At 46.5% G+C, this 24,705-nt stretch carries 24 protein-coding genes, 14 tRNA genes and 1 rRNA gene; 9 read left to right on the top strand and 30 right to left on the bottom strand.

The window, feature by feature from the left end; translation table 11 throughout:
* Nucleotides 1-106: 106 nt before the first annotated feature.
* The 4 genes from KIO97_RS26370 (at nt 107) to KIO97_RS26355 (ending at nt 2,572) form a co-directional block, all read left to right on the top strand.
* Nucleotides 107-182 (top strand) — tRNA-Thr (locus KIO97_RS26370).
* Nucleotides 183-239: 57 nt separating this feature from the next.
* A 5S ribosomal RNA gene (rrf, locus tag KIO97_RS26365) occupies nt 240-356 on the top strand.
* Nucleotides 357-387: 31 nt separating this feature from the next.
* Nucleotides 388-464: transfer RNA gene (locus tag KIO97_RS26360), tRNA-Asp, on the top strand.
* Nucleotides 465-1,135: 671 nt separating this feature from the next.
* The gene (locus tag KIO97_RS26355) at nt 1,136-2,572 is read left to right on the top strand and encodes an NAD-dependent succinate-semialdehyde dehydrogenase (protein ID WP_285384382.1); all 1,437 of its coding nucleotides are present in this window, start codon (nt 1,136-1,138) and stop codon (nt 2,570-2,572) included.
* A gap of 157 nt (nt 2,573-2,729) precedes the next feature.
* On the opposite strand, the gene KIO97_RS26350 is transcribed toward KIO97_RS26355, so the two are convergent.
* From KIO97_RS26350 to mutY, 16 genes are all read right to left on the bottom strand, one after another.
* A tRNA-Asn gene (locus tag KIO97_RS26350) sits at nt 2,730-2,805 on the bottom strand.
* A gap of 15 nt (nt 2,806-2,820) precedes the next feature.
* A tRNA-Thr gene (locus KIO97_RS26345) sits at nt 2,821-2,896 on the bottom strand.
* Nucleotides 2,897-2,936: 40 nt separating this feature from the next.
* A tRNA-Asn gene (locus KIO97_RS26340) sits at nt 2,937-3,012 on the bottom strand.
* Between the two features lie 21 nt (nt 3,013-3,033).
* Nucleotides 3,034-3,109: transfer RNA gene (locus KIO97_RS26335), tRNA-Thr, on the bottom strand.
* Between the two features lie 51 nt (nt 3,110-3,160).
* A tRNA-Phe gene (locus KIO97_RS26330) sits at nt 3,161-3,236 on the bottom strand.
* A 233-nt stretch (nt 3,237-3,469) separates the two neighbouring features.
* Nucleotides 3,470-5,095: a methyl-accepting chemotaxis protein gene (locus tag KIO97_RS26325; protein ID WP_038891072.1), complete on the bottom strand. Its 1,626-nt coding sequence runs from the start codon at nt 5,093-5,095 to the stop codon at nt 3,470-3,472.
* 292 nt (nt 5,096-5,387) lie between these two features.
* A tRNA-Asn gene (locus KIO97_RS26320) sits at nt 5,388-5,463 on the bottom strand.
* A gap of 42 nt (nt 5,464-5,505) precedes the next feature.
* Nucleotides 5,506-5,581, bottom strand: a tRNA-Phe gene (locus tag KIO97_RS26315).
* Between the two features lie 10 nt (nt 5,582-5,591).
* Nucleotides 5,592-5,667: transfer RNA gene (locus KIO97_RS26310), tRNA-Thr, on the bottom strand.
* Nucleotides 5,668-5,736: 69 nt separating this feature from the next.
* Nucleotides 5,737-5,812: transfer RNA gene (locus KIO97_RS26305), tRNA-Asn, on the bottom strand.
* Nucleotides 5,813-5,855: 43 nt separating this feature from the next.
* Nucleotides 5,856-5,931, bottom strand: a tRNA-Phe gene (locus tag KIO97_RS26300).
* Nucleotides 5,932-5,938: 7 nt separating this feature from the next.
* Nucleotides 5,939-6,014 (bottom strand) — tRNA-Thr (locus KIO97_RS26295).
* Between the two features lie 51 nt (nt 6,015-6,065).
* Nucleotides 6,066-6,141, bottom strand: a tRNA-Phe gene (locus KIO97_RS26290).
* Between the two features lie 109 nt (nt 6,142-6,250).
* Nucleotides 6,251-7,381 carry a membrane-bound lytic murein transglycosylase MltC gene (gene mltC, locus KIO97_RS26285; RefSeq protein ID WP_285384381.1) on the bottom strand — a complete coding sequence of 377 codons (1,131 nt, stop codon included), beginning with the start codon at nt 7,379-7,381 and terminating at the stop codon, nt 6,251-6,253.
* Nucleotides 7,382-7,467: 86 nt separating this feature from the next.
* Nucleotides 7,468-7,740, bottom strand: a complete 273-nt coding sequence (locus KIO97_RS26280; RefSeq protein WP_005425792.1) for an oxidative damage protection protein — start codon at nt 7,738-7,740, stop codon at nt 7,468-7,470.
* Nucleotides 7,741-7,759: 19 nt separating this feature from the next.
* Complete coding sequence (gene mutY, locus KIO97_RS26275; protein ID WP_010650274.1) at nt 7,760-8,836, bottom strand: A/G-specific adenine glycosylase; 1,077 nt, start codon at nt 8,834-8,836, stop codon at nt 7,760-7,762.
* A gap of 203 nt (nt 8,837-9,039) precedes the next feature.
* Between mutY and trmB the strand changes: the two genes are divergently transcribed.
* From trmB to glsB, 3 genes are all read left to right on the top strand, one after another.
* A complete protein-coding gene (gene trmB / locus KIO97_RS26270; RefSeq protein WP_285384380.1) occupies nt 9,040-9,759 on the top strand; it encodes a tRNA (guanosine(46)-N7)-methyltransferase TrmB in 720 nt (239 codons plus the stop codon).
* An 11-nt stretch (nt 9,760-9,770) separates the two neighbouring features.
* A complete protein-coding gene (locus KIO97_RS26265; protein ID WP_103412672.1) occupies nt 9,771-10,799 on the top strand; it encodes a TRM11 family methyltransferase in 1,029 nt (342 codons plus the stop codon).
* A gap of 102 nt (nt 10,800-10,901) precedes the next feature.
* Nucleotides 10,902-11,822, top strand: coding sequence for a glutaminase B (gene glsB / locus KIO97_RS26260; RefSeq protein ID WP_005425799.1), 921 nt, complete (start codon nt 10,902-10,904; stop codon nt 11,820-11,822).
* Nucleotides 11,823-11,996: 174 nt separating this feature from the next.
* On the opposite strand, the gene hemW is transcribed toward glsB, so the two are convergent.
* The 7 genes from hemW to KIO97_RS26225 form a co-directional block, all read right to left on the bottom strand.
* Nucleotides 11,997-13,169: a radical SAM family heme chaperone HemW gene (gene hemW, locus KIO97_RS26255; protein ID WP_050937296.1), complete on the bottom strand. Its 1,173-nt coding sequence runs from the start codon at nt 13,167-13,169 to the stop codon at nt 11,997-11,999.
* Nucleotides 13,170-13,187: 18 nt separating this feature from the next.
* Nucleotides 13,188-13,790: an XTP/dITP diphosphatase gene (locus KIO97_RS26250; RefSeq protein ID WP_017189094.1), complete on the bottom strand. Its 603-nt coding sequence runs from the start codon at nt 13,788-13,790 to the stop codon at nt 13,188-13,190.
* 105 nt (nt 13,791-13,895) lie between these two features.
* Nucleotides 13,896-14,327 carry a DUF4426 domain-containing protein gene (locus tag KIO97_RS26245; RefSeq protein WP_005425804.1) on the bottom strand — a complete coding sequence of 144 codons (432 nt, stop codon included), beginning with the start codon at nt 14,325-14,327 and terminating at the stop codon, nt 13,896-13,898.
* Nucleotides 14,328-14,386: 59 nt separating this feature from the next.
* A complete protein-coding gene (yggU, locus tag KIO97_RS26240) occupies nt 14,387-14,677 on the bottom strand; it encodes a DUF167 family protein YggU (RefSeq protein WP_005425805.1) in 291 nt (96 codons plus the stop codon).
* Complete coding sequence (locus KIO97_RS26235; protein ID WP_005425806.1) at nt 14,677-15,234, bottom strand: YggT family protein; 558 nt, start codon at nt 15,232-15,234, stop codon at nt 14,677-14,679. Before KIO97_RS26235 ends, yggU begins: the two co-directional genes overlap by 1 nt.
* A 53-nt stretch (nt 15,235-15,287) precedes the next feature.
* A complete protein-coding gene (gene proC, locus KIO97_RS26230) occupies nt 15,288-16,106 on the bottom strand; it encodes a pyrroline-5-carboxylate reductase (protein WP_045384522.1) in 819 nt (272 codons plus the stop codon).
* A gap of 130 nt (nt 16,107-16,236) precedes the next feature.
* Nucleotides 16,237-16,947, bottom strand: a complete 711-nt coding sequence (locus KIO97_RS26225) for a YggS family pyridoxal phosphate-dependent enzyme (protein WP_285384379.1) — start codon at nt 16,945-16,947, stop codon at nt 16,237-16,239.
* 28 nt (nt 16,948-16,975) lie between these two features.
* On the opposite strand from KIO97_RS26225, the gene KIO97_RS26220 reads away from it, so the two are divergent.
* Both KIO97_RS26220 and KIO97_RS26215 read left to right on the top strand, forming a co-directional pair.
* The gene (locus tag KIO97_RS26220; RefSeq protein WP_005425810.1) at nt 16,976-18,016 is read left to right on the top strand and encodes a type IV pilus twitching motility protein PilT; all 1,041 of its coding nucleotides are present in this window, start codon (nt 16,976-16,978) and stop codon (nt 18,014-18,016) included.
* Between the two features lie 31 nt (nt 18,017-18,047).
* Nucleotides 18,048-19,154 (top strand): PilT/PilU family type 4a pilus ATPase, encoded by a 1,107-nt coding sequence (locus KIO97_RS26215; protein ID WP_005425812.1) that lies wholly within the window; start codon nt 18,048-18,050, stop codon nt 19,152-19,154.
* A 62-nt stretch (nt 19,155-19,216) separates the two neighbouring features.
* Here KIO97_RS26215 and ruvX read toward each other — a convergent pair whose 3' ends face one another.
* The 7 genes from ruvX to KIO97_RS26180 all read right to left on the bottom strand — a co-directional run bounded on the left by ruvX (nt 19,217) and on the right by KIO97_RS26180 (nt 24,433).
* Nucleotides 19,217-19,642: a Holliday junction resolvase RuvX gene (gene ruvX, locus KIO97_RS26210; protein WP_005425820.1), complete on the bottom strand. Its 426-nt coding sequence runs from the start codon at nt 19,640-19,642 to the stop codon at nt 19,217-19,219.
* Nucleotides 19,643-19,689: 47 nt separating this feature from the next.
* Entirely contained in the window at nt 19,690-20,253 is a 564-nt protein-coding gene (locus KIO97_RS26205; RefSeq protein WP_038892068.1) for a YqgE/AlgH family protein, read from the bottom strand.
* Nucleotides 20,254-20,382: 129 nt separating this feature from the next.
* The gene (gshB, locus tag KIO97_RS26200) at nt 20,383-21,333 is read right to left on the bottom strand and encodes a glutathione synthase (protein WP_285384378.1); all 951 of its coding nucleotides are present in this window, start codon (nt 21,331-21,333) and stop codon (nt 20,383-20,385) included.
* A gap of 14 nt (nt 21,334-21,347) precedes the next feature.
* Nucleotides 21,348-22,079, bottom strand: a complete 732-nt coding sequence (rsmE, locus tag KIO97_RS26195) for a 16S rRNA (uracil(1498)-N(3))-methyltransferase (protein ID WP_005449742.1) — start codon at nt 22,077-22,079, stop codon at nt 21,348-21,350.
* Nucleotides 22,080-22,225: 146 nt separating this feature from the next.
* Nucleotides 22,226-22,921, bottom strand: a complete 696-nt coding sequence (endA, locus tag KIO97_RS26190; protein ID WP_010450340.1) for a deoxyribonuclease I — start codon at nt 22,919-22,921, stop codon at nt 22,226-22,228.
* Between the two features lie 149 nt (nt 22,922-23,070).
* Entirely contained in the window at nt 23,071-23,568 is a 498-nt protein-coding gene (locus KIO97_RS26185) for a SprT family zinc-dependent metalloprotease (RefSeq protein ID WP_045389730.1), read from the bottom strand.
* Between the two features lie 67 nt (nt 23,569-23,635).
* Nucleotides 23,636-24,433, bottom strand: a complete 798-nt coding sequence (locus KIO97_RS26180; RefSeq protein WP_010450336.1) for a DUF2189 domain-containing protein — start codon at nt 24,431-24,433, stop codon at nt 23,636-23,638.
* Between the last annotated feature and the right edge of the window lie 272 nt (nt 24,434-24,705).

Here is a 24,705-nt window from a genome sequence, read left to right as displayed (position 1 = left end):
CAGGCTTTAAATTTAGTTTTTGCCTTTTTAAGAAGGTGAAGACAAAAGTTAAGAGAGCCCGTTTGAAAAAGCGGGCTTTTTTAGTCCTCACGGACACAGATAATGTGCTGATATGGCTCAGTCGGTAGAGCGCATCCTTGGTAAGGATGAGGTCCCCAGTTCGATTCTGGGTATCAGCACCATTTACTGTTTGTTTTACGCTTTAAGTTAAAGCTTAAAACAAAACGTAAAGAATTTTGCTTGGCGACCATAGCGCTTTGGACCCACCTGACTTCCATTCCGAACTCAGAAGTGAAACGAAGTAGCGTCGATGGTAGTGTGGGGCTTCCCCATGTGAGAGTAGAACATCGCCAGGTTCTTATTTAGACTCCAGAGTCTAACCAGTGCGGAGCGGTAGTTCAGTTGGTTAGAATACCGGCCTGTCACGCCGGGGGTCGCGGGTTCGAGTCCCGTCCGCTCCGCCACTTATTCAGATAAAGCCCTAGCAGAAATGCTAGGGCTTTTTCGTTTTTGAGCATAATAATTTCCCTTTCAGGGAACGAGTCCCGGTTGCCCGCAACCCCGGCCCTCAGCCACTTATTCCAGACCTCAGCAGAAATGCTGGGGTCTTTTCGTATTTGCGATATTATTTTGGTCTACGACCAATGAGTCCCGCTCGTGTGCGAGTCCAATTGAGCTCAACCCCGGCCGCTCCAACACTTACCTAGAAATTCAGCCTTCATGCTAGCTTCCACTGTTTTAAGGAACATGATTTTCGTTTATAGGAAAGTAAGTCTCACAAAGCTTTGTCTGTAGCCTACAAGCTCAATCATTCATTCAGATAAAGTTCTCATACGTATCCCCGTCTCCCTTCCGTATTAGGAAATCTAACCTGTCATTTGGTTACGTTTGAGATACCCTCTATTTGCTTTCTTATGTTAAAGACAGGGTTTATCTAATAAAACCGAGCTTATGACTCTCCCAATGGTTATATTCTTAAATGATAACGATCTTAGGTTATGTCCCCTTACCTCTATTATGGGTTAGCTGCCCTAGTCATAACTTCTCATATTTACGCTGAAGAAAACTTTGTTTGCTTTACTCTTATTTGCCAGAAGGATTAACCTAGTAAAGGTTCTTTTGGGAGTAAAACCTAATGATGCAGCAGATACAAAGTGAAACGCTAAGACTCTTATTCGAAAACCTTTCTTCTCAAGATGGGATTGCCGTTATTAATCCTGCGACAGAGCAAGAACTGATTCGCTTAAAGCCTAGCTCTTTGGATGAGTTAGACGTGCAAATAGAAGCGTGTAAATCGGCTCAGCTCGAGTGGGCAAAACTCAGCGCTAAAGCACGCTCCGCTTCCTTGAAAAAGTGGTTCCAATTGCTTGTAGAGCATACGGAAGACATCGCGAACATCATTACCTTAGAACAAGGTAAACCTCTTACTGAAAGCCGTGGAGAAGTCGCATACGGCGCATCTTTTGTTGAATGGTTCGCAGAAGAGGCTAAGCGCGCCTATGGTGAGGTTATACCTGCACCAGCGGTAGATAGACGACTCTCTACCATTAAACAGCCTGTCGGCGTGTGTGCTGCGATTACACCATGGAATTTCCCTATTGCAATGATCACTCGAAAAGCGGCGCCTGCTTTGGCTGCGGGATGTGGGATGATCATTAAACCTTCTGAATTAACGCCTTTGACTGCTCTAGCAGTGGTGGAGCTTGCTCACCAGGCTGGCATCCCTAAAGCTCTATTGTCTACCGTTGTTTCTGAGCAAGCGGCAGAGTTTGGTTTGGTATTAAGTACCGATCCGCGAATTAAGAAGATCTCTTTCACGGGTTCGACACGTGTCGGCAAGATCTTGATGAAGCAGGCAAGTGATACGGTTAAAGCTGCTTCTATGGAGTTGGGTGGCAATGCACCTTTTATTGTTTTTGACGATGCAGATTTAGAAGCAGCAGCGAATGGCTTGATTGCGTCTAAGTTTCGTAATGCCGGACAAACCTGTGTGTGTACCAACCGCTTGTATGTGCATCAGAGCGTGAAAGAGGCGTTCTTAACTAAGCTTCTGGATAAAGCAGCGGGCCTGGCGGTCGGTAATGGCCTTGAGGAAAATACCACTCTTGGTCCTGTTATTACGATGGCTTCTAAGCATCGCCTAGAGGCAGTGATCGATCAGGCAGTACAAGAAGGGGCAAAGATACTTAACCAGCCTCAAAAACGCTCTGGGCGCTTTATGGAGCCTGTTATCTTAGATAATGTGGAACAGGGCATGGCGATCGTGCAACAAGAGCTGTTTGGCCCAGTTCTGCCAGTCATTAGTTTTGATGACGATGAACAAGTGCTCTCGATGGCGAATGACACTGAATATGGTTTAGCTTGCTACTTCTACACCGATAGCTTGAAGCGCATCATCAAATTTAGTGAAGGTTTGGAATACGGCATGGTAGGGGTAAACGAAGGGATTATCTCTACAGAAGTAGCGCCATTTGGTGGGATCAAAGAATCTGGCATTGGTCGTGAAGGGGCTAAGCAAGGCATGGATGAGTATCTAGAGACGAAGTACATTTGCCTTGGAGGGTTGAGCTAGCCTTCTGTCTAGTTACTCACTGAGACGATACAAAAGAGAAAGCTAGGTATATCACCTGGCTTTTTTGTTGATTGAGATAAAGTTGGATGAAGAGGGGAGCTGCGAGTTTTCTTCAGATGCAAAAAAGCCGCATCAAGTGATGCGGCTTCTTCTAATTTGGCTCCTCCTACTGGACTTGAACCAGTGACCTGCGGATTAACAGTCCGTCGCTCTACCAACTGAGCTAAGGAGGAACAAATTTTAATAAGTGGTGCCGACTACCGGAATCGAACTGGTGACCTACTGATTACAAGTCAGTTGCTCTACCTACTGAGCTAAGTCGGCACATTTTCGTTAATAAGTAATCGACTTACTAACTGAAAGATGGCTCCTCCTACTGGACTTGAACCAGTGACCTGCGGATTAACAGTCCGTCGCTCTACCAACTGAGCTAAGGAGGAATTATCTTGTTTAAGAATAAATGGTGCCGACTACCGGAATCGAACTGGTGACCTACTGATTACAAGTCAGTTGCTCTACCTACTGAGCTAAGTCGGCGTACCGTTATTCTTTCTATTGTTCGTGTTAGACACCAACAATTTTAAATTGTGGTGCCCGGAGGCGGAATCGAACCACCGACACGAGGATTTTCAATCCTCTGCTCTACCGACTGAGCTATCCGGGCAACGAGGTGTATTAAAAGGCTTTTCGGCTTTCAGGTCAACAATAAAATTAAAATAAAATGTCGTTTGATGAATTTGTGCTCGGAGTGGGCTGTTTTTATGCATTTTGAGCAGCAATGCGCCATGTTTTAAGCGCTGTTTTAATAATGATAGGGCGCTCACCTTCAGAATAAAGACGATAAAAACAAAAAAGCACGTCTGAAAACGTGCTTTTTATTGAACAATTGACTTTAAACTAGTGCTTTACTGAGAACTTGTTCACCCAACCTTCAAGTTCATCCGCTAAAGATGCCAATGTTTGCGTGCTTGATTGACTCTCTGTTACTACCGCATTTAGCTGACTACCACTTTCTTCAATCAGGTTAATGCGGTGTGCAATGTCATCACTCACTTGCGTTTGTTCCGCTGCAGCCGTAGCAATTTGCTGACTCATGGCTGTAATAGACTCTAGAGCTGTAACTATTTGTTGTAGCGCTTCTGAGGCGTTCATAGACTCAGTTACCGTGCTTTCACTGGTTTCGGCACAGATTTCCATTGTATGGATAGCATTGCGCGAACCTTCTTGAAGGTTAGAGATCATCTGTTGAATCTCTTTTGTGCTGTCTTGTGTGCGTCCTGCTAGGTTTCGCACCTCATCTGCTACTACCGCAAAGCCTCGACCTTGTTCACCTGCACGAGCTGCTTCAATGGCGGCATTCAACGCCAGTAGGTTAGTTTGCTCAGCAATATCGCCGATTACGTCGAGAACTTTCACGATGCTATTTACATCTTGGTCAAGATCCGCAACCGCTTTGCTGGCCGTATTTAGCTGAGTAGCCAAGCCTTGAATATTATCTACCGTACTGTGGATCAATGATTGCGTGTGTTGGCTTTGTTTGTCTGCTTCATCGGTGTTATGTGCAGTGTCACTTGCCGAGCTTGCAACATGGTTAGCTGAAGAAGCCATTTCTGTCATCGCTGTTGCGATCATTGCCGTCGATTGCTGCTGAGACATGGTTAGATCAGCGATCGAATTAGAGCGAGACTCTACGGCTGATAGCTCTGAACGTAATGCGTGCATTGATTCGTCTAGGTTCGTTACCATCTTAGCCAGAGATTGACTCATCTCTTGCACTGCGCCATAGATGCTGTCTTTAGGGGCTGTGTGTTCAAAGCTGGCTTGGATATCTCCCTGAGCAACGGCTTGAACCGCTTCACGTACGTCATTTGGCTCGCCGCCGAGTAGATTAAGCATCTTACGGATAGAGATAATTAGGCCGCCTAGAATCGCGCCTGCAATCGCTAAACACAGTGCCAGCTGCCATTGCGCCGTTGACCAGAAGCGAGCATTGACTTCATTAAACCCGATACCAGTGCCTACCACCCAGTTCCAATGTGGTGTTTTCTCTGCGATAGAGTGCTTTTCTTCGACCGTTCCATCTGGTTGTTTCTGTGTCCAGGTGTATTCAACGATTTGACCTGTCTTACGGCCCAGTACATCCAAAATCAATTGGCCGACACTGTTGCCATCACCATCGCGGAAATCGTGGAAACTGGTACCGTGCAGTTGCGGATCAAGCGGTGCCGCCACGAAAATCATGTTCTCGTCTGCAACATAAACGTATTCGTTGTCTTTGTAGATATTGTTACGAAGTAGGCGGGTCGCCAGCGCTTTGGCTTCATCTTCTGGCATCTTGCCTTCCACGGCCATTTGTTCAACTTCAGTCAGAATGCTGTAGGCACTCTTAAATAGCTCAGTAACTCGAGCTTTGTTATCAAGATTACTTGCTACGCGCAGTGTCCATAGACCTGTCGCGGTTAGAGCAAGCAGGGCAACCAATATGATTGCAGATAATAAATAGGCTTGAGTTTTTAATTTCATAGTTAGCTCACAAGGCGTGTTACGTACTATGCAATGCATAGCTTATTAGGGGGCGTAATAATAAATTCATCATATTGAACTTGTATACAAGGGCCTATGCGGTCGTGCTGAAACTATGATTTAGATTAAATTTTTAGCGTGAAATAAGTGTTTTTTATCAATGGTGTCTGAGTTTATAACGAAGTTTCGAGAGGGGATTGATGGTAAGGGAAGGGAGGGAAGTGAAAGTAGAGAGGGATTTTAGAATTGCAGATAAGAAAAAAGCCAAGTCTGAAGACTTGGCTTTCAAAGTTGGCTCCTCCTACTGGACTTGAACCAGTGACCTGCGGATTAACAGTCCGTCGCTCTACCAACTGAGCTAAGGAGGAACTATTCTGTTTGTGTCTTGCTTTAAGCAAGTGCACCAAATATGGTGCCTCGAGGCGGAATCGAACCACCGACACGAGGATTTTCAATCCTCTGCTCTACCGACTGAGCTATCGAGGCAAAAGAAGAATGGTGCCGACTACCGGAATCGAACTGGTGACCTACTGATTACAAGTCAGTTGCTCTACCTACTGAGCTAAGTCGGCGTACCGTTTTCTTTTTTGAAGAGTAAACTCTTCTTTTTTAGAATCTCATTTACATGAAACTCTAGAAGTTGGCTCCTCCTACTGGACTTGAACCAGTGACCTGCGGATTAACAGTCCGTCGCTCTACCAACTGAGCTAAGGAGGAACTATTCTGTTTTGTGTCTTACTCTAAGCAAGCGCACCAAATATGGTGCCTCGAGGCGGAATCGAACCACCGACACGAGGATTTTCAATCCTCTGCTCTACCGACTGAGCTATCGAGGCAAAAGAATGGTGCCGACTACCGGAATCGAACTGGTGACCTACTGATTACAAGTCAGTTGCTCTACCTACTGAGCTAAGTCGGCGTACCGTTTTCTTTTTAACTGTTCGTGCTAAGCACCAACAATTTTAAATTGTGGTGCCCGGAGGCGGAATCGAACCACCGACACGAGGATTTTCAATCCTCTGCTCTACCGACTGAGCTATCCGGGCGACGGAGCGCTATTAAACGGATTTTCCTGCTTTGCGTCAACCACTTTTTTTAAATAATTTCAAAAAAGTGGTTGTTCGAACGCTTTTTATTCAACTGTCGGAAAAAAGTTTACCCTGCGTTAAATTCCTTTTTGAAATTTGTAACTTTTTCTAGGTAACGACGTGCTTCTGCGTTCGGGTGTTTCTTAGTTAGTGCCCAATAAACTTGGTTTGGCTGCAAAGAATTTAAATCTTGCATCGCACGTTTGCGATCAGTTCGATGGAAAGTGTTTAAAACACCACCAGTTCCGCCGTTGTAAGCAGAAATCATGCTGTACTCCAACGAGGTTGGGTGCTGTACATCTTTCAAATAACGGTTTTTAAGGATGTAAAAGTAAGCCGTTCCAGTATCAATGTTGTTTTCTGGATTAAACAAATATTCAGGGCTTGGTTGCCCAGAACGGTTCTTCACCAGCTTAAATACATCACGACCCGCGGTTTTTGGTACAACCTGCATCAATCCATACGCATTAGCCCAGCTTACTGCGTACGGGTTAAAGCTACTTTCGGTTTTGATGATGGCGTAAATCAAATCTTCAGGGATGTCGTATTTCTTCGAGGCACGACGCACAATGTCTGCGTATTGGTAACTACGCTGTGAGAAATGGTCTTCTACCATTGGGATTTCAACGTAATACGCTTTCTTAAAGTCGACATCTTTGGTTTTTACTTGATTAGCAATCAAGTAATCGGCAAAGCGATTCGCGCGCCATGACCATTGAATGGGCTTTTTGTCTTGATCGACAACTTGATTGTAAAGAAAGGGCTGACCTTCCAATTTGATCTCTTTAGAAGAGAACAAGTCGACACTAGCCGGATCATCTGGCGTTAAAAGTGTGGTGATAATGGCGTTCTTAAGGTGTTTTTGTGGCTCTGTTGGAGAAACCGTTTCGATGGTAATCACACCTTTTTGGAAGTCGACTTCTGCACGACTCAAGTAGTTATCGATGTATTTTACGTAATTGCTTTTACCTGCGACTTTAACTTCACGTTGGCCCCAGCGCTTTTTAATGTTGCCAGAGAAGCTGCTGATCAGTGCATCGAGAGCATCGGTGTCTTTTTCAAACTGTCCCGGCAGTTCTGCTAGGTTGTTGGCAAAACGGTTGGTTGGCTCGTAATTGACATCGTAAATTTGCTCGACGAATTCGCGGCTACAACCTGCCATTAAGAGTGCGGTAGCAATAAAGGCAATTCTTTTCATAACTATTGAGATGGCTTTGTGGGCTCTAATATAAAAATGACACCACAAGGTTGGTTGTGATGTCATTGTTTTAAAACAAGTTTGCTTTATTCGCTTGGTGGCGTGTAGCCTTCGATGTGAACATCTTTACCTTCGAACAAGAAATTCACCATTTCAGTCTCAAGTTGTTTGCGATGTTCAGGATCCATCATGTTGAGCTTCTTCTCGTTGATCAACATAGTTTGTTTGTGCTGCCACTGAGCCCAAGCTTCTTTCGAGATATTATCGAAAATACGTTTACCTAGTTCACCTGGGTAAAGTTGAAAGTCTAGACCTTCGCCCTCTTTCTTTAGTCGAGCACAAAAAACAGTGCGGCTCATAATGACTCCTTGCAATTAATTAACGAAGCTCGTGGGGTAGCGCTTCCAGTAAGAGTTTTACTGGGGCTGCCAAACCGACTTCTTCAGGTTTAGATAAGTTATACCAAAGACCTTTGTTACCTTCCATCACCACATTAGGTTGCTTTGACAGGTCAATCAAAATCGGTGTGATATCGAGATGGTAATGGCTGAATGTATGACGAAACGTAATCAGAGTTTCTTGATGTCTAATATCGTTGGCTTGAATACCACGTTGTTCCAGTAGTAATTCAATATCGCTCTCTACATCAATATGTTCGGTTTGCGGGAAGCAAAATAGCCCGCCCCAAATACCTGTCTGCGGTCTTTGTTCTAGCCACACTTCGTGACTATCACCATTTTTGTGGTGCAGCATAACGAAACGTGTTTGCTTAACCGGTTTGTCTTTTTTCGGCTTCTTACCCGGATAATCAAGCACATTACCTTGTTTCTTTGCTACACAAAGTTCGTTGACCGGACACAAGGTGCATTTAGGCTTACTGCGGGTACACATCATGGCACCCATATCCATCATGGCTTGGTTGTACTTGTCGACGTCTGTTTGTGGCGTGTGCGTTTCTGCGATCTCCCACAATTGATTTTCGACTTTTTTTTGTCCCGGCCATCCATCCACGGCAAAACAGCGTGAAAGTGTGCGCTTTACGTTGCCGTCTAATATCGCATGTGGCTGTTTATAGACAGACGAAAGAACCGCAGCGGCGGTGGAGCGACCAATCCCCGGTAGGGCATTCATCTGCTCTAGGTCTAGAGGAAACTCACCATTGTATTTATGGGCGACCTCTTTTGCGGCTTTATGAAGGTTACGAGCACGAGCGTAATAACCTAAGCCGGTCCAAAGGTGCAGCACTTCATCTTGCTCAGCATTGGCAAGATCGACCACGGTCGGGAAGCGCTCCAAAAAGCGTTGGTAATAAGGGATAACCGTAGTGACCTGAGTTTGCTGAAGCATGATTTCAGACAACCAGACACTATAAGCGGTCTTGTTTTGTTGCCACGGAAGATCTTTTCTTCCATATGCGTCATACCATTCTAAGATGGCACTGGCGAAAGGTGTCACGACTTGCTCTGTATTCTATTATTGGTTAGGAGCAAAATTGCACCACAGATTGTGGTGTAAGTACAACAGATAAACTGTGGGGATATTGTGTCTGGTTTGTTTGCTTTTGGGCTGCCATAGTCCGATAGCTCAACAAATACTTGCACCTAAGTGAATTCTTTGGATAATCCCCGCTTTGATTAATCAATGTGCAGGCAAAATCAATGAGTGAAGTAACCACTAACGAATACAACGAAGACGGTAAAATGATCCGTAAAATCCGCAGTTTCGTGCGTCGCGAAGGTCGTCTAACTAAGGGCCAAGAAAATGCGATGAACGAGTGCTGGCCAACAATGGGTATCGACTACAAAGCAGAACTTCTTGATTGGAAAGAAGTGTTTGGCAACGATAACCCAGTAGTGCTTGAGATCGGCTTTGGTATGGGTGCTTCATTGGTTGAAATGGCAAAGAACGCGCCAGAGAAAAACTTCATCGGTATCGAAGTTCATAGCCCAGGCGTTGGTGCTTGTCTTGCAGATGCTCGCGAAGCGGGTATCACGAACCTACGTGTAATGTGTCACGATGCGGTAGAAGTATTCGAACACATGATCCCGAATGGTAGCCTAGCAACGCTACAACTGTTCTTCCCAGACCCATGGCACAAAAAGCGTCACCACAAGCGTCGTATCGTACAGCTTGAGTTCGCTGAAATGGTTCGTCAGAAGCTTATCTTTAATGAAGGTATCTTCCACATGGCGACAGACTGGGAAAACTACGCTGAGCACATGATTGAAATCATGAACCAAGCACCTGGTTTCGAAAACATCGCTGAAGAAGGCGACTTCATTCCTCGTCCAGAAGAGCGTCCACTGACTAAATTTGAAGCTCGCGGTCACCGTCTAGGCCACGGTGTGTGGGATATCAAATTCAAGCGTACTGCTTAAGGAGCCAGTAGATGTACCACTACGCGATATTAGCGAATCCGGGTCATAACCGTATTTACTTTGATAGCGCAATGACGATTGCATGTTCTGAGCTGAAAGCGATTTTGGCGTCGGAAGGTGTTGAAGTAACTGAAATTGGCAACAAAGACGTGGGCCTGCCTGCTGCACTGGTGTTCTCTTGCGAAACGGAACTAAGTGAAGCACAGGCCGGCAAGATTGCTGCGTCATCTATCTACTACGCGCTATTTGAAGTGCGTGAAGATGGCTTGTTACGTCCAATTCAGGCGCCTGCATTCAATACTTTCCCTGAGAGCATGAGTCAGATCCTGCGTTACACAGGTAAAACAAACGAGCAGTTTACGCGTTTGATGGTGAACCTAGGCGTCAGTGCTGCCAACACGGGCAGTGCGCAATTGACGCTGATGGATCCTATGTGTGGTAAAGGTACAACACTGTTTGAAGGTTTGATCCACGGCTTGAATGTTATGGGTGTTGAGATCAACCAGAAATGGGTTCAAGAGATCCAAACCTTCATCGTTAAGTTCATGAAGAACGGTCGCTTTAAGCACAAAGTGAGCAAAGAAAAGCGCACTTCTGGTGGTAAAAAAGTGGCAGATGGCTTCGTGGTTGAGGCAGCAGCAGACAAAGACGATTACAACAAAGGTAATCTTCAAACGATGAAGCTGTACTCAGCAGATACGCGTATTGCTGACCAAGTTGTGAAGAAGAACTCGGTAGATGTGATGGTGTCTGACTTGCCTTACGGCGTGCAGCACGGCAGCAAAAATGCCAAAGACAGCAAACTGAACCGCAGCCCACTAGAGCTTTTAAAAGAGGCTCTGCCTGCATGGAAAGTGGTGCTGAAGAAGCAAGGTTCTGTAGTGTTGTCTTTCAACGAATTTACCTTGAAGTGGAAAGACGTGGCGGCATTATTTGAAGAGCAAGGGTGGAAGGTACTTTCAGAAGAGCCTTACATCGGTTATCTTCACCGTGTTGATCAATCCATCAACCGCAACATCATTGTGGCAATAAAACCATAATCGACTTGAGTCGAATAAATTCCATGGAAAAGCCAACGTCCGCGTTGGCTTTTTTTACCTCTGAACTCAGCTATTTGGGTTCTTGTGACAAGAAGGTAGAAGATGAAACCTACAGCGCAAATTTTGACAGACATTCTGGCGGAAGTTCGCCCTTTAATTGGCCAAGGCAAAGTGGCCGACTACATTCCCGCATTGGCAAAAGTACCCAATACTAAGCTGGGTATCGCGGTATACACCAATGAAGGTGAAGTGATTAAAGCGGGCGATGCAGAAGAGTCGTTTTCGATTCAGTCGATCTCAAAAGCGTTGAGCCTGACTCTGGCAATGTGCTTGTACAAGCAAGAAGAGATCTGGTGTCGTGTAGGTAAAGAGCCTTCTGGTCAGGCGTTTAACTCGATGATCCAGTTAGAGATGGAGCAGGGCATTCCACGTAACCCGTTCATTAACGCCGGTGCTATTGTGGTCGCTGATTTGCTGCAAAGCCGTCTCTCTGCGCCGCGTCAGCGTCTATTGGAATTTGCTCGTCAGCTATCTGGTGACACTCATATTGTGTACGACAAAGTGGTTGCCGCGTCTGAAATGATGCATGGTGACCGTAACGCTGCGATCGCTTACTTGATGCGTTCATTTGGTAACTTCGAGAACGAGGTTATCCCCGTTCTGCAAAACTACTTCCATGCTTGTGCGTTGAAGATGAGTTGTGTCGATCTGGCGAAGACCTTTAGCTACTTAGCCAATAAAGGCACGTCGGTGCAAACGGGTAAGCCTGTGGTATCACCAACGCAAACCAAACAGTTGAATGCGCTGCTAGCAACTTGTGGCTTGTACGATGGTGCGGGTGAATTTGCTTACCGTGTTGGTATGCCGGGTAAGTCAGGTGTTGGTGGTGGCATCATCGCTGTCGTACCGGGTGAAATGACGATTGCTGTTTGGTCTCCAGAGCTTGATGCATCTGGTAACTCACTCGCTGGTACCAAAGCACTGGAGCTACTTGCCGAGCGTATTGGTCGTTCGATTTTCTAAGGAAAAGAGACGAGAAGTGAGAACGGACTTCGTCCTTGTGGATTCGGGACTTAGGAGCGTTTCGCTTTAAATAGATAAGTGTTGTTACGAATAAAAGAAAGGGTTGGCGTTTGAGCGCCAACCCTTTTTTTTCCTCAAAGGACGCAGTCCGTTCCCGAATCTCGAATCCCTTTCTTATTCCTCTTCCGCCATAAAGGCTTCAAGCAAGTCATTGAGGAACAGCTTACCTTTCTCGGTAATTTGCCAGTGAGTCTCGGTTTCACTCAGGTAACCCATCTCAAGCGCCCAATCGATAGTCTCTTGAATTGAGCTCAACGGCAGACCTGTCGTATCGATGTAGTCTTGTTTCGGGCACGCCTCCATTAAGCGGAAACGGTTCATAAAGAACTCAAACGGGCGATCTTCATCAGCCACAAGCTGTTCACTATCCAGATATGGCTTCACCATGTTTTGGTATGCCATCAGGTAGCCACGTGGGTGCTTGACCTTAGTGGTACGAACAATGCGACCATCAGCAAAGCTCAGCTTGCCGTGTGAGCCGCAGCCAATGCCAAGGTAGTCACCAAAGCGCCAGTAGTTCAGGTTATGCTGACACTGATAGCCCGGCTTGCTGTAACCAGAAATCTCGTATTGAACGTAACCCGCCGCTGCGAGTTTCTCATGCCCTTGTTCGAAGATATCCCACAAGTCATCGTCATCTGGCAAAGTCGGTGGCTTGTAGTAGAACATGGTATTTGGTTCGATGGTCAACTGATACCAAGACAAGTGCGGCGGCGCCAACTCAATCGCTTTGTCCAAATCTGCTAAGGCTTGTTCGATGCTTTGATCTGGTAAGCCGTGCATGAGATCGAGGTTAAAGCTGTTCAAACCGATTTTGTGTGCCAGCTTAGCAGCATTGACGGCTTCGTCTTGACCGTGAATGCGCCCCAAACGCTCAAGCTTCTGTTGCTCAAAGCTTTGCACGCCGATAGAAATGCGCGTTACACCAGCCTTGCGGTAGCCAACAAAACGCTCAGCTTCGATGGTGCCTGGGTTGGCTTCCATGGTGATTTCGATTTCAGGCTTGAACGGAATTCGCGCTTCAATGCCCTTAAGCAGACGCTCGATGCCTTCTGCCGAAATCAAACTCGGCGTACCACCACCAATGAAGATTGAATGCAGTGGACGTGGCGCTTCGTTAAGACGGTATTTCTCAATGTCGGTATCCAAATCTTCAAGAAGAGCATTGATGTACTCTTCTTCTGGGATCTCGGCTTTAAGTGCGTGAGAGTTAAAGTCGCAATACGGGCACTTTTGTACACACCACGGGATGTGTACATACAAGCTCAGTGCTGGGGGCGTTAACATGGTCTAATTCGCTCGCGATTACTGAGACACTTGCTCAGACAGTTGAGCAAACAACGACTTGAGTGCTTTACCGCGGTGAGAGAGTTGCTTCTTACGTGCTGGCTCAAGTTCGGCAGACGCGCAGTTGTCTTCAGGAACGAAGAAGACTGGGTCGTAGCCAAAGCCATTTTCACCGTGTGCTTCAGTTAGAATGCGACCTTCCCATTTACCGTGACAAACGATAGGGGTTGGATCGTTCTCGTGACGCATCAAAACCAATACGCAGTGGAAACGAGCGGTGCGCTCTGCTTCTGGTACGCCTTCCATTGCTTTAAGTAGCTTCTCTAGGTTCTCTAGGTCAGAGGCTTTTTCACCTGCATAACGCGCAGAGTAAATGCCCGGAGCGCCTTTCAAGAAATCGACTTCTAAGCCAGAGTCGTCCGCAATCGCAGGAAGACCCGTTTCTTGTGCTGCATGGCGAGCTTTGATGATCGCGTTTTCGATGAAAGTCGTGCCAGTTTCTGCTACTTCAGATACGTTGAATTCACTTTGCGCCAATACTTCAAAACCGAAGTCAGACAGCAGATCTGCCATCTCACGAACTTTGCCTTGGTTGCCTGTTGCTAGCACTATCTTTTTCATGGTCGTCTCTTTCTGTAGCGATAAAGGGAGAACGCAGTGTTCTCCCTGATTAAATTGGTTCTAGAGTTATGATGTTCTAAAAGCTTTTAGATCATCACAACCTAATTACTCTTCGACATAAAATTTCTGGGTGAATTTAAGCTTACCTGAGCCTTTGTTTCCAGCTTTAACGTCAATATCGAAGGTAAAAGTTTCTTCGTTAGTAATACCGAGCTCTGCTAGGTAGTAAATCGCATCGCCTTCTTTCACTTCACGGAAGGTGAGCTTTTGCGTTTGACCGATAAGGTTCTTCGCCTGACCACTGATTTTAGCTTCAACGGCTGGCTTACCCAGAGAGGCACTGTCTAGCACACTGATGTTCAGTACTGCATTGTAGCCGTTGCGCTTGATGTCGTAGCTACGGGCGATCTTTGGGGTTAAAAAGGTCGAGTTAAACGCGATGTAGTGGACCTCGATGTCTTTCATGGTTTTGAACTGACCTGCCATGCTTGGTAAAGACAACAGGCTGATCAGTAGGGCGGTAATCCATTTGCTCATTATCACTTCCTCGAATCGGGCGTTTAATTATTGGTACGAATTTCGTAAATAAAAAGCCATCAAATGATGGCTTTAATTTCTGTAGGTATTTGCACTGGGGATTCTATCCGAATTTGTTTATGACGTCCCAGTTCACCTTTTTCTATGTGAACCAAACCTTTAGCAACTTTAAATTGTTTGGCTAAAAACTTGGTTAAGTGCGCATTCGCTTTACCATCGACAGGCGGCGCGGTGATGGCAATTTTGAGCTCTTCACCATGCAAGCCGACGATCTTGTCGCGGCTTGCTTTTGGTTGGATGTAGAGCCGAAGCACCACATCCTCGCCATCATGCCAAACTGCTTCTGACATTATAGTTGATACCAGATAGGACCAATCATGTCGCCCATTAGGAAGTTAGCGAATTGTAGGCCGATGAACAACACAAGCACGCTTAAATCAAAGCCACCCATTGCAGGGATGATGCGGCGGATTGGTGCTAGCATTGGTTCAGTTAGTTGATGGAATACGTATTCGATAGGGCTGCGACCTTGGCTAACCCAGCTCAGGATTGCGCGGATCAGTAGTACCCAGAACAACAAGCCGCCAGCGGCTTTAATCAAAGACAATAAGCCTAGGAATAGGAAGTCCATGCTAAATGACACCGAACCGCTAGAAGCGATCAGGATCAGCGCAACAAACTTAAGCACACACAGTACGTAAGCGAACAATACCGTCGCTAGGTCGATGCTGCCGATGGATGGGATCACGCGGCGCAGTGGACCCACAACCGGTTGGGTTGCTTTGACGATGAACTGCGAGAATGGGTTGTAGAAATCTGCACGAGCAGCTTGCAACCATATACGCAAAATGACGACCATGATGTACAGGTCAAATAGGGTTGAGATGAGAAAACTCATTGAATTCATAAGGTACCCTTAACAAGTAAGTGAGTGACACAGAGTGGGTATCACTCAAGTCATTAAAACAGTTTTTCCATTTCTTCAGCGCGAGCAACCGCAGCTTGCATTGCTTTCGCCACAATATCAGACAGTTGGTGCTCGTTGAACGTGCGTAGTGCTTCTGCCGTTGTGCCACCTTTTGATGTGACGTTCTCGCGCAGTGTAGAAAGCTCAGTTTGTGGGTTTTCTACCACCATACTTGCTGCACCAAGTGCGGATTGTTGAACTAACGTGCGAGCCGTGTCTTTATCGAAACCTTGAGCAATTGCTTCTGCTTGCATCGCTTCCATAAATAGGAAGAAGTAAGCCGGTGCGCTGCCTGCCGCTGCAATCACATTGTTGATTCCAGATTCTTGTTCAACCCAGCATACCTTACCGCAGGCTTGCATTAGCTCTGCCGCGAAGGCTTTATCTTGTTCTTGCACATGTTCTGGCGCGTAAAGACCACTCATGCCCAAACCAAGTTGCGATGGTGTATTTGGCATCACGCGAACCAAGTTGAGCTTAGTCGCTAGCATGCCATCCAAACGTGAACAGTTGATGCCAGCTGCGATGGAGATAACCAGTTTATTGCTGAAGTCGATAGATTGCAGTGGTTTACACACGTCTTCCATCATTTGTGGTTTCACAGACAATACCACAACATCCGCTTCTGTCGCGGCTGCGATGTTATCGCTGGTGGTACGGATGCCAAAGTCTTGCTCAAGAGGTTGGCGACGCGTCTCTGATGGGGCAGTTGCAATGATGTTCTGTGCTGGGTAGCCATTTGCTACAAGACCAGAAACAATCGCACGCACCATGTTTCCTGCGCCGATAAAGGCAATCTTTTTATGTTCCATATGTCTGATTTCCAAATATAAATTCTTACAATTTGTTGTGCGCTCAGGTGTATAATTGCACCACTTTGCTCTGACTGCCTAAAGAAAGGCGGTCAGACTCAAATTCACAGTGTCTAACAACGAGTCGCTTTTATTGCTGTTTGCTGTAGTCGCGCGTGCCAAAAATCGCCGTGCCGATGCGCACCATGGTGCTACCTGCTTCGATGGCTGCATCCATGTCACCGCTCATCCCCATGGACAGCGTGTCGACATCTGGGTATTGCTGAGCTAGCTTTTGCTTTAGCTCCTCAAGTTGTTTGAATGCGCGAAGTTGTGATTCGTAATCTGGCACGTTGGCAGGAATCGACATCAACCCTCTTAACGTGAGGTTTGGCAGGCGAGAAATCAACTCAGCCAGCTCGAATATTTCTGCATCGGCGACGCCAGATTTTGATTCTTCACCACTGGTATTAACTTGAATCAGAACTTGTAGCGGTTTTAGCTCGCTTGGGCGTTGGTCATTGAGGCGCTGAGCGATCTTAGCGCGATCGATGGTGTGAACCCAATCGAAATGTTCAGCAACAGGGCGTGATTTATTGGATTGAATTGGACCAATGAAGTGCCATTCGATTCGATTATCTGGATAATGCTCGGCAAAGTGCTGAACTTTACTGACGCCCTCTTGGACGTAGTTTTCACCAAACGCCTCTTGGCCAGCTTGGTAAGCTTCGAGAATTGCCTCGACAGGTTTAGTTTTGCTTACTGCTAGAAGTTGCACTGACTCTGGAGAACGACCGCACTTTTGTTCGTCGTGTCGAATTTGAGAGGTGATATGTTCAATGTTTTGTTGAATACTACTCATAGCTGTACTTTAGACTTAAGGATTTTAAATGGATATCACTGAGTTACTGGATTTTAGTGTAAAACATAATGCTTCGGATCTACATCTTTCTGCAGGTGTACCACCAATGGTTCGTATTGATGGTGATGTAAGAAAACTGGGCATTCCAGCGTTTACACACCAAGAAGTGCACCGTTTGGTTTTTGAAATCATGAACGATGCGCAGCGCAGTGAGTTCGAAGAAAAACTCGAAGTCGACTTTTCATTTGAATTGCATAACGTTGGCCGTTTTCGTGTCAACGCTTTCAACCAATCTCGCGGTTGTGCGGCGGTGTTCCGTACTATCCCAAGTAGCATTCCAACATTGGAAGAGTTAGAAGCTCCTGAGATCTTCAGAAAAATCGCCAATGCGGAAAAAGGTTTGGTACTGGTTACTGGCCCAACGGGTTCTGGTAAATCGACTACCTTGGCTGCCATTGTTGACTACATTAACCGTAATCACAATAAGCACGTCCTAACAATTGAAGATCCGATTGAATTTGTTCACACCAACAATAAGTGTCTGATCAACCAACGTGAAGTACACCGTGATACACACAGCTTCCAAAACGCGCTGCGTAGCGCGCTGCGTGAAGATCCGGATGTGATTCTAGTTGGTGAGATGCGTGATAAAGAAACCATCAGTTTGGCGCTGACGGCTGCTGAAACGGGTCACCTTGTTTTCGGTACGCTGCACACTAGCTCGGCAGCGAAAACCATCGACCGTATTATTGACGTCTTCCCTGGTAGCGACAAAGACATGGTGCGTTCGATGCTGTCTGAATCATTGCGTTCGGTTATCGCGCAAAAACTTCTGAAACGTAACGGCGGCGGTCGAATCGCGTGTCACGAAATCATGATGGCTACGCCTGCGATCCGTAACCTTATTCGTGAAGACAAAGTCGCGCAGATGTATTCGATCATTCAGACTGGTGCGGCGCATGGTATGCAGACCATGGAGCAGAATGCTCGTCAATTGATGGCGCAAGGCATGGTATCGCGTGAAGAAGTGGATAAGAAAGTTGAAATTGAAGCGCAGCAATTCTCGTAACGAATTACTTAGGAAATAGCGAATACGGACGATGGATCTGAATAAATTTCTCGAAGGCATGTTGGCGTTAAAAGCGTCGGATCTCTACATCACTGTCGGTGCTCCGATTTTGTTTCGTGTGGATGGCGAATTGCGCCCGCAAGGCGATAAGCTGACTGAAAATGATGTCGCCTTGTTACTCGACAGTGCCATGGAACCAGAGCGACGCCAGGAGTTTCGTAAAAGCCGTGAGTCTAACTTTGCCATTGTCCGTGATTGCGGTCGTTTCCGTGTCAGTGCCTTTTTCCAACGTGAATTACCGGGAGCCGTTATTCGTCGTATTGAAACCAATATTCCGACGTTTGAGCAACTTAAGTTACCTTTGGTACTGCAAGACCTTGCTATTGCCAAGCGTGGCTTAGTGCTGGTGGTTGGTGCCACTGGTTCTGGTAAGTCGACCACTATGGCGGCGATGACGGGTTATCGCAACAACAACAAAACGGGTCATATCCTGACGGTAGAAGACCCGATTGAATTTGTGCACGAGCACAAGCGTTGCATCGTGACACAGCGTGAAGTTGGCCTAGACACCGACAGCTATGAAGTGGCGTTGAAAAACTCGTTACGTCAGGCGCCAGACATGATTTTGATTGGTGAGATCCGTAGCCGAGAAACGATGGAATACGCGATGACCTTTGCTGAGACTGGTCACTTGTGTATGGCGACACTGCACGCCAACAACGCAAACCAAGCGCTGGAGCGTATTTTGCACCTAGTGCCGAAAGATCAGAAAGATCAGTTCTTATTTGATCTGTCGATGAACTTAAAAGGTGTGGTGGGTCAGCAGTTGATCCGTGATAAGAACGGTCAGGGGCGTCATGGCGTGTTTGAGATCTTATTAAACAGTCCACGTGTTTCTGATCTGATCCGTCGAGGTGATCTGCATGAATTGAAATCGACCATGGCTCGCTCTAACGAGTTCGGGATGTTGACCTTCGACCAATCGCTCTACAAGTTGGTGATGCAAGGTAAGATCAGCGAAGAGGATGCATTGCACAGTGCAGATTCAGCCAACGATCTACGTTTAATGTTGAAGACGCAACGTGGTGAAGCCTTCTCTACTGGCACGCTGGCGAACGTTAAGATCGATATGGATTAATCTATTCCAGAAACGAAAAAGGTTGGCAGAAGCCAACCTTTTTTTATTTGTGCCTGAAATGTCTACTCACCCCAAAGGCTTTCAAACCAGCTCTCAAGAATCACCACCGCGGATTGGCAGTCGATATTGCCTTTTGATAGCGCCTTGTAGCCACCCATACTGAACAGTTCTGCACGTGCTTCTGCCGTTGATAGGCGTTCATCATGCAATTCAACAGGTAAACCGTAACGACCATGCAGACGGTTGGCGAACTTCTTCGCTCGCGGCGTGATGGTCTCTAGGTCTTTACCATGTAAGTCTGTCGGCAAACCCACCACTAGTAGGTCTGGTTGCCACTCTTTAATTTGCTTTTCGATATCATCCCAGTTTGGAATGCCGTCATTCGCTTTGAATGCTTTTAGCGGTGAGGCTGTGCCTGTGACTTCTTGCCCGATGGCACTACCAATGCTCTTGGTGCCGAAATCGAAGGCCATGATTGTACGTGACATAAGGAGTCTCGAATCTAAATAAATGAAAGTAGTGGTTGTGTACGCCTTTAAGCGTGGCCAGCATCCGCGGACAGTTGACTCGGATCGATGCCAAGCTTTTCGACTGCTTTTTTCCAGCGATCGATAATCGGTGTATCGAAAATGATCTCTGGTGTTGCTTCGATGGTCAGCCAAGAGTTTTCAGCCAGCTCGGTTTCTAATTGACCCGCACTCCAGCCTGAATATCCCAGTGCAACTAAATAATCACTTGGTTCAGCCTCTGTCCCCAGTACTGACAAGATGTCTTTAGACGTAGTTACCGTCAGTTCGTCGGTCATTTGAATACTTGATTCGTAGTAGTCTTTTGGTTTGTGCAGGATAAAGCCACGATCTTCAGAAACAGGACCGCCGTTGTATACCGGTCTATCCAAGCTTGCTTCAAACAGGCGAGGGTGCACGGGTTGTACTTCGACTTGATTGAGCATGCTGCCTACCGTGATGTCGACAGGTGCGTTGATCATCAACCCCATAGCGCCTTCTTCGTTATGTTCACAGACGTAGATAACGCTATTCTGGAAGTAGGGATCTTTCATTCCCGGCATGGCAACTAAGAAATGGTTTGTGAGGTTCATTCTCATCTCGACCTTATAAGGCTATTAAAAACACTTAAGCAAACATCATGCTTTTACCCCTACGAGTATGTGCATGAGTTTGCTTAAGTTAATCCACAACGCTCTTTATTAACTGTAATACAGTTTGAGTTATTCGCCTTTCACTCGGCGCTCAATCGCGTCCATTAGCTTACCTGTGATAGAAATATCAAAAGCAGCTTCAATTTCACGAATACAGGTTGGGCTGGTTACGTTGATTTCCGTTAGCTTGTCGCCAATCACGTCAAGACCCACAAAGATAAGACCTTTTTCTTTTAGTGTTGGTGCCACAGCTTGTGCGATCTTCATATCAGTTTCACTTAGTGGACGAGCTTCACCCGTGCCGCCTGCCGCTAGGTTTCCACGCGTTTCACCTTTTGCTGGGATACGAGCAAGGCAGTAAGGCATCGGCTCACCATCAACCACTAGGATGCGCTTGTCACCGTTGCTAATGTCTGGCACGAACGTTTGCGCCATTGCGTAGTTTTGGCCGTGGTTCGTCAACGTCTCAATGATCACTGATACGTTTGGATCGTTCTCTTTTACACGGAAGATAGATGCGCCGCCCATACCATCAAGTGGCTTTAGGATCACATCGCCATGCTCTTCACGGAAAGCTTTAATCTTCTCTGCTTTACGCGTCACGATAGTGGTTGGCGTCAGCTCTGGGAACCAAGCGGTGAACAGTTTCTCGTTACAGTCGCGTAGGCTTTGTGGCTTGTTCACGATCAGTGCGCCTTGCTCTTCAGCACGCTCAAGGATGTAAGTTGCGTAGATGTACTCAGTGTCGAACGGAGGATCTTTACGCATCAGTACAGCATCAAGCTCAGACAGTTCGATAGTCTGCTCTGATTTGAATTCGTACCAGCCGTTTGGATCTTCTTTAAGCTCAACCACTTTAGTGTCTGCGATTGCTTTACCTTGGTCTAGGTGCAGATCGTTCATTTCCATGTAGTGGATGTCGTAGCCGCGGCGTTGCGCTTCAAGCATCATGGCAAAGCTAGAGTCTTTTTTGATGTTAATGGACGAGATTGGGTCCATTACGATACCGAGTTTGATCATTATTTTTCTCCGTTTTAACCAAGATCGCCGAAACGAACTTGTAAAGCTGTAATTGCTGTCAGAGCCGCTGTTTCGGTGCGCAAAACGCGAGGACCGAGTAGCGTCTCTTCAAATTGGTATTCGCGAGTCATGTCGATTTCGTCAGAGGATAGACCGCCTTCAGGGCCGATCAATAGACGAACTTTTTCAACAGGTGTTGGCAGGGTGTTGATCGAGTATTTCGCGCGTGGATGAAGGTTCAGCTTCAAGCCGTCGTACTCTTCTTGGCACCACTCTTCTAGGCTCATGATAGGGCGAATTTCAGGTACTACGTTGCGACCACACTGTTCACACGCACTGATCGCAATCTTTTGCCACTGAGCCAGTTTTTTCTCAAAACGTTTTTGGTCTAGCTTCACACCACAACGTTCAGAGATCAGCGGTGTAATCGTATTAACGCCAAGCTCTACGGATTTTTGGATGGTGAATTCCATCTTGTCGCCACGCGAAATGACCTGACCAAGATGAAGGTCAAGTGGTGATTCAATGCTGCTTTCTACGCGTTCAGAGATCTCAACCATCACATTCTTTTTGCTGACTTCGCTGATGACTGCTGGGAATTCTGCGCCGCTGCCGTCAAAGAGTAGAACTTCTTGCCCTTCTTTCATGCGCAGCACGCGACCAATATGGCCGGCAGCATCGTCGCTCAGAGCAATGATGCCAAGTTGTTGAATGGTTTCTGGATGATAAATTCGAGGGATACGCATAGTGTTTCGATTTCCTGCATACGCGAGTGTTTAGACACTAACATGGATGCTTTCCACCGAAAAAACAAGGGGCAAGAGGCGTTTCCATTGCAGTAAATGACAACGCCTCAAACTACGGAGGTGTATCGCGATAATTGCAGGAAGAATTACAGTGCGCGACAAGCCTCTTGAACGAATGGGTTGTGGTTGCCTTGAATCTTAGCAATGCGCTCATCACGCTCACATTCCCACTTGTCTACAGGGTAGGTTTTGTTCCAAGCACTCATTAACTGAGTTTGTTGTTTCGAAAGTTTGAAGCCGTACTCTTTACTCATGTAGAGGTAAGTACGTGCAATTGAACCACGCGCGCGATCGGGCGGCATGACTTTACGCTGCTTAAAGTTAACTTGCATTTCACAACGACCGTAGCTTACGCCGTCCATACCGTTCCACTGACTGAAGTTGTAGTTTGAACGGTCGCCGTTTACCTCACCGATAGCCGGAGTCAGGTTGTGGAGATCAGCTTCCATTGATTTGAAAACTTTGTCGTTTCTTGTGCAGTTTTTGCGTCCACCATTTTGCCAACACTGACGCTGGTGGCCGAATTGCCATGCTGGGACAACGTGCTCCCATTCGATGCGTGATGCGCGCTTTTCTTGCTTACGAACTTGGTAGCCGCATGAAGCAAGATCCGGTACGCCTTTCTTACCTTGCCATTTGATGTCACAACCACAGTAGAAGCTGGTTGGGTGATCGGCGTAAATTTTTACCGCTTCACGCTTAGCCGCAGAGAAAGAGCTTGGAGGTGCAGCCATTGCCGCACTAGAAAGCACAAGTAGGAATAAAGAGAACAGGTATTTCATGATTAAAGTCTTTATAAAGTATGACTTTATTCATTCTAACACGCATAAATGGGCTTTAGTGATGAGTAAGTTAACAGTAGAACTAGAAAAGCAGTGCTTTGAGTTCGAATGTCTCTCTTTCTGGAACAGAAAAGTGGATGCTCGTGGCTTTAGGAGAGCTGCGTGCCAGTAAAGCTAAGTGGTTGGCGGCATTTTTGGCATGAATACACCGCTTCTTTGCGAAGAACTTTGTTATGGCGACGAATCGATAACGGGTAGGTCATACAGCTACATTGGTATTCAAAGGTTTTACCTTGCACAGAGGCCACATCGAAGCTGTGAGTGGTTTTGGCTGGGACTTTGAACACGGCTTCCATTACGCCTTGCCACTCCTTTCCGTGCGGGCGAACTCGACCGTAGACTTGATAAGTAATGAGATGCGCGACTTCATGTGGGAGCACTTCTTCAAGAAAGGCTTGAGGGTTTTCTTTAAAGAGTTTTGGATTCAATCGAACCTCATTCAGCTGTAAGTAGGCTTTTCCTGCGGCTTTGCCACGTACATTGAAAGTCAGGGATGGAATGGGGAAAGAACGTTGGAAAGCTTGTTCTGCCATGGCGATGCAATCGGCCATCACTTGCTTGGCTTTGTAGCTCAGTTCTATATCCACGATTCACCCCATTTACTCAATAAAAAAGCCCCCGCATTGGCGAGGGCTGGATCATAGCATCAGTTTTCTAAGGCGTGTGTTTTTTCTTAACAGTCGCGTGGTACGCATGCCATGTACCGTAACCTAGGATTGGCATAGTGAAGAGCATACCAATACCGTATGTCGCAAAGCCAATTAAGATGCCGCCACAAATAATGGCTGCCCATACGATCATCGCAGGAATGTTGGATTTTACAGCGTTGAAGCTGGTGAAAACGGCGGTCATCATATCAACGCGACGTTCCATCATAAGTGGAATTGAGAAAGCAGAAATGCTGAACACCACACATGCCAAGACAAAACCGACTAGAGAACCTATAACCAAAAATGGTAGGAATTCAGTAAGTGGAGCACCTTGCACAGAAGGGTATAGAGCGTGAAGTAGTGCGGCGATTCGCATCCAGAAAATCATACACACTGCGAGCATAACGGCGAATGCCCATTGGGAGGTGGAGTTGCGCCCAATGGCTTTCATTGAATGGAACAAGCTTGGTTTGTGTCCGCGCTCTCTCTCCCAACTTGCGTCATATAAGCCGAGTGCTAGGAATGGGCCGATTAGCATGTAGACAATTAGACTTGGCATCACTACCAAGTGTGTGCCTTGCCATTGCACCAGCAACACAATGCCGATCGCGGCCGCCATAAAACAGATGCCGTAAAAGGCACTAATAATAGGCATGCGAACGAAGTCGTGCAGACCCAGTGCGAGCCAATGAAAGGGTGCAGAAAGATTCACAGTGTTGCATGGAATGGTTCTGGCGTATTCGTTATCTGGGACTTCCTTTCGTTTATTTTGGAAGTCGGATGGATTCACGGTACGAGGCATAACTCCTCCTTGATTTAGTCCCACGGTGGCACCTAGGCCATAAAAGATGTTCGGCTGACGTTTTTCATGACTCTTTTAGCCACGTGAGCCTGCATCATATTTCTTTACGTTATATGCATCGAAAAGTGCACTTAACATTATGTTAACTATTGGCGGAGATGAGGCAATTTACAAATAATTGCTGAATTTTTGTTCACAGAACAAATAAGGGAGAAGAGGAAGGGGGGAGAAACAAAAAGCCCCCGCCAGAGGCGAGTAATGCCGTTCGGATA

The sequence above is a fragment of the Vibrio sp. B181a genome, assembly GCF_030248375.1.
Classification (GTDB): Bacteria; Pseudomonadota; Gammaproteobacteria; order Enterobacterales; family Vibrionaceae; genus Vibrio; species Vibrio campbellii.
The sequence above is the reverse complement of the archived record's forward strand: the minus strand, read 5'-3'. Positions and strand labels throughout refer to the sequence as shown.

Bases quoted from the DNA above. Each gene is read 5' to 3' on its own strand.
- KIO97_RS26265 (WP_103412672.1), top strand. From the start codon at position 9,771: ATGTACCACTACGCGATATTAGCGAATCCGGGTCATAACCGTATTTAC.
- KIO97_RS26250 (WP_017189094.1), bottom strand. From the start codon at position 13,790: ATGAAAAAGATAGTGCTAGCAACAGGCAACCAAGGCAAAGTTCGTGAG.
- KIO97_RS26280 (WP_005425792.1), bottom strand. From the start codon at position 7,740: ATGAGCCGCACTGTTTTTTGTGCTCGACTAAAGAAAGAGGGCGAAGGT.
- KIO97_RS26355 (WP_285384382.1), top strand. From the start codon at position 1,136: ATGATGCAGCAGATACAAAGTGAAACGCTAAGACTCTTATTCGAAAAC.
- proC (WP_045384522.1), bottom strand. From the start codon at position 16,106: ATGGAACATAAAAAGATTGCCTTTATCGGCGCAGGAAACATGGTGCGT.
- KIO97_RS26325 (WP_038891072.1), bottom strand. From the start codon at position 5,095: ATGAAATTAAAAACTCAAGCCTATTTATTATCTGCAATCATATTGGTT.
- yggU (WP_005425805.1), bottom strand. From the start codon at position 14,677: ATGTCAGAAGCAGTTTGGCATGATGGCGAGGATGTGGTGCTTCGGCTC.
- glsB (WP_005425799.1), top strand. From the start codon at position 10,902: ATGAAACCTACAGCGCAAATTTTGACAGACATTCTGGCGGAAGTTCGC.
- hemW (WP_050937296.1), bottom strand. From the start codon at position 13,169: ATGTTAACGCCCCCAGCACTGAGCTTGTATGTACACATCCCGTGGTGT.
- ruvX (WP_005425820.1), bottom strand. From the start codon at position 19,642: ATGTCACGTACAATCATGGCCTTCGATTTCGGCACCAAGAGCATTGGT.
- gshB (WP_285384378.1), bottom strand. From the start codon at position 21,333: ATGATCAAACTCGGTATCGTAATGGACCCAATCTCGTCCATTAACATC.
- KIO97_RS26225 (WP_285384379.1), bottom strand. From the start codon at position 16,947: ATGAGTAGTATTCAACAAAACATTGAACATATCACCTCTCAAATTCGA.
- endA (WP_010450340.1), bottom strand. From the start codon at position 22,921: ATGAAATACCTGTTCTCTTTATTCCTACTTGTGCTTTCTAGTGCGGCA.
- mltC (WP_285384381.1), bottom strand. From the start codon at position 7,381: ATGAAAAGAATTGCCTTTATTGCTACCGCACTCTTAATGGCAGGTTGT.
- trmB (WP_285384380.1), top strand. From the start codon at position 9,040: ATGAGTGAAGTAACCACTAACGAATACAACGAAGACGGTAAAATGATC.
- KIO97_RS26220 (WP_005425810.1), top strand. From the start codon at position 16,976: ATGGATATCACTGAGTTACTGGATTTTAGTGTAAAACATAATGCTTCG.
- KIO97_RS26215 (WP_005425812.1), top strand. From the start codon at position 18,048: ATGGATCTGAATAAATTTCTCGAAGGCATGTTGGCGTTAAAAGCGTCG.
- KIO97_RS26245 (WP_005425804.1), bottom strand. From the start codon at position 14,327: ATGAGCAAATGGATTACCGCCCTACTGATCAGCCTGTTGTCTTTACCA.
- KIO97_RS26180 (WP_010450336.1), bottom strand. From the start codon at position 24,433: ATGCCTCGTACCGTGAATCCATCCGACTTCCAAAATAAACGAAAGGAA.
- rsmE (WP_005449742.1), bottom strand. From the start codon at position 22,079: ATGCGTATCCCTCGAATTTATCATCCAGAAACCATTCAACAACTTGGC.
- KIO97_RS26235 (WP_005425806.1), bottom strand. From the start codon at position 15,234: ATGAATTCAATGAGTTTTCTCATCTCAACCCTATTTGACCTGTACATC.
- KIO97_RS26205 (WP_038892068.1), bottom strand. From the start codon at position 20,253: ATGAACCTCACAAACCATTTCTTAGTTGCCATGCCGGGAATGAAAGAT.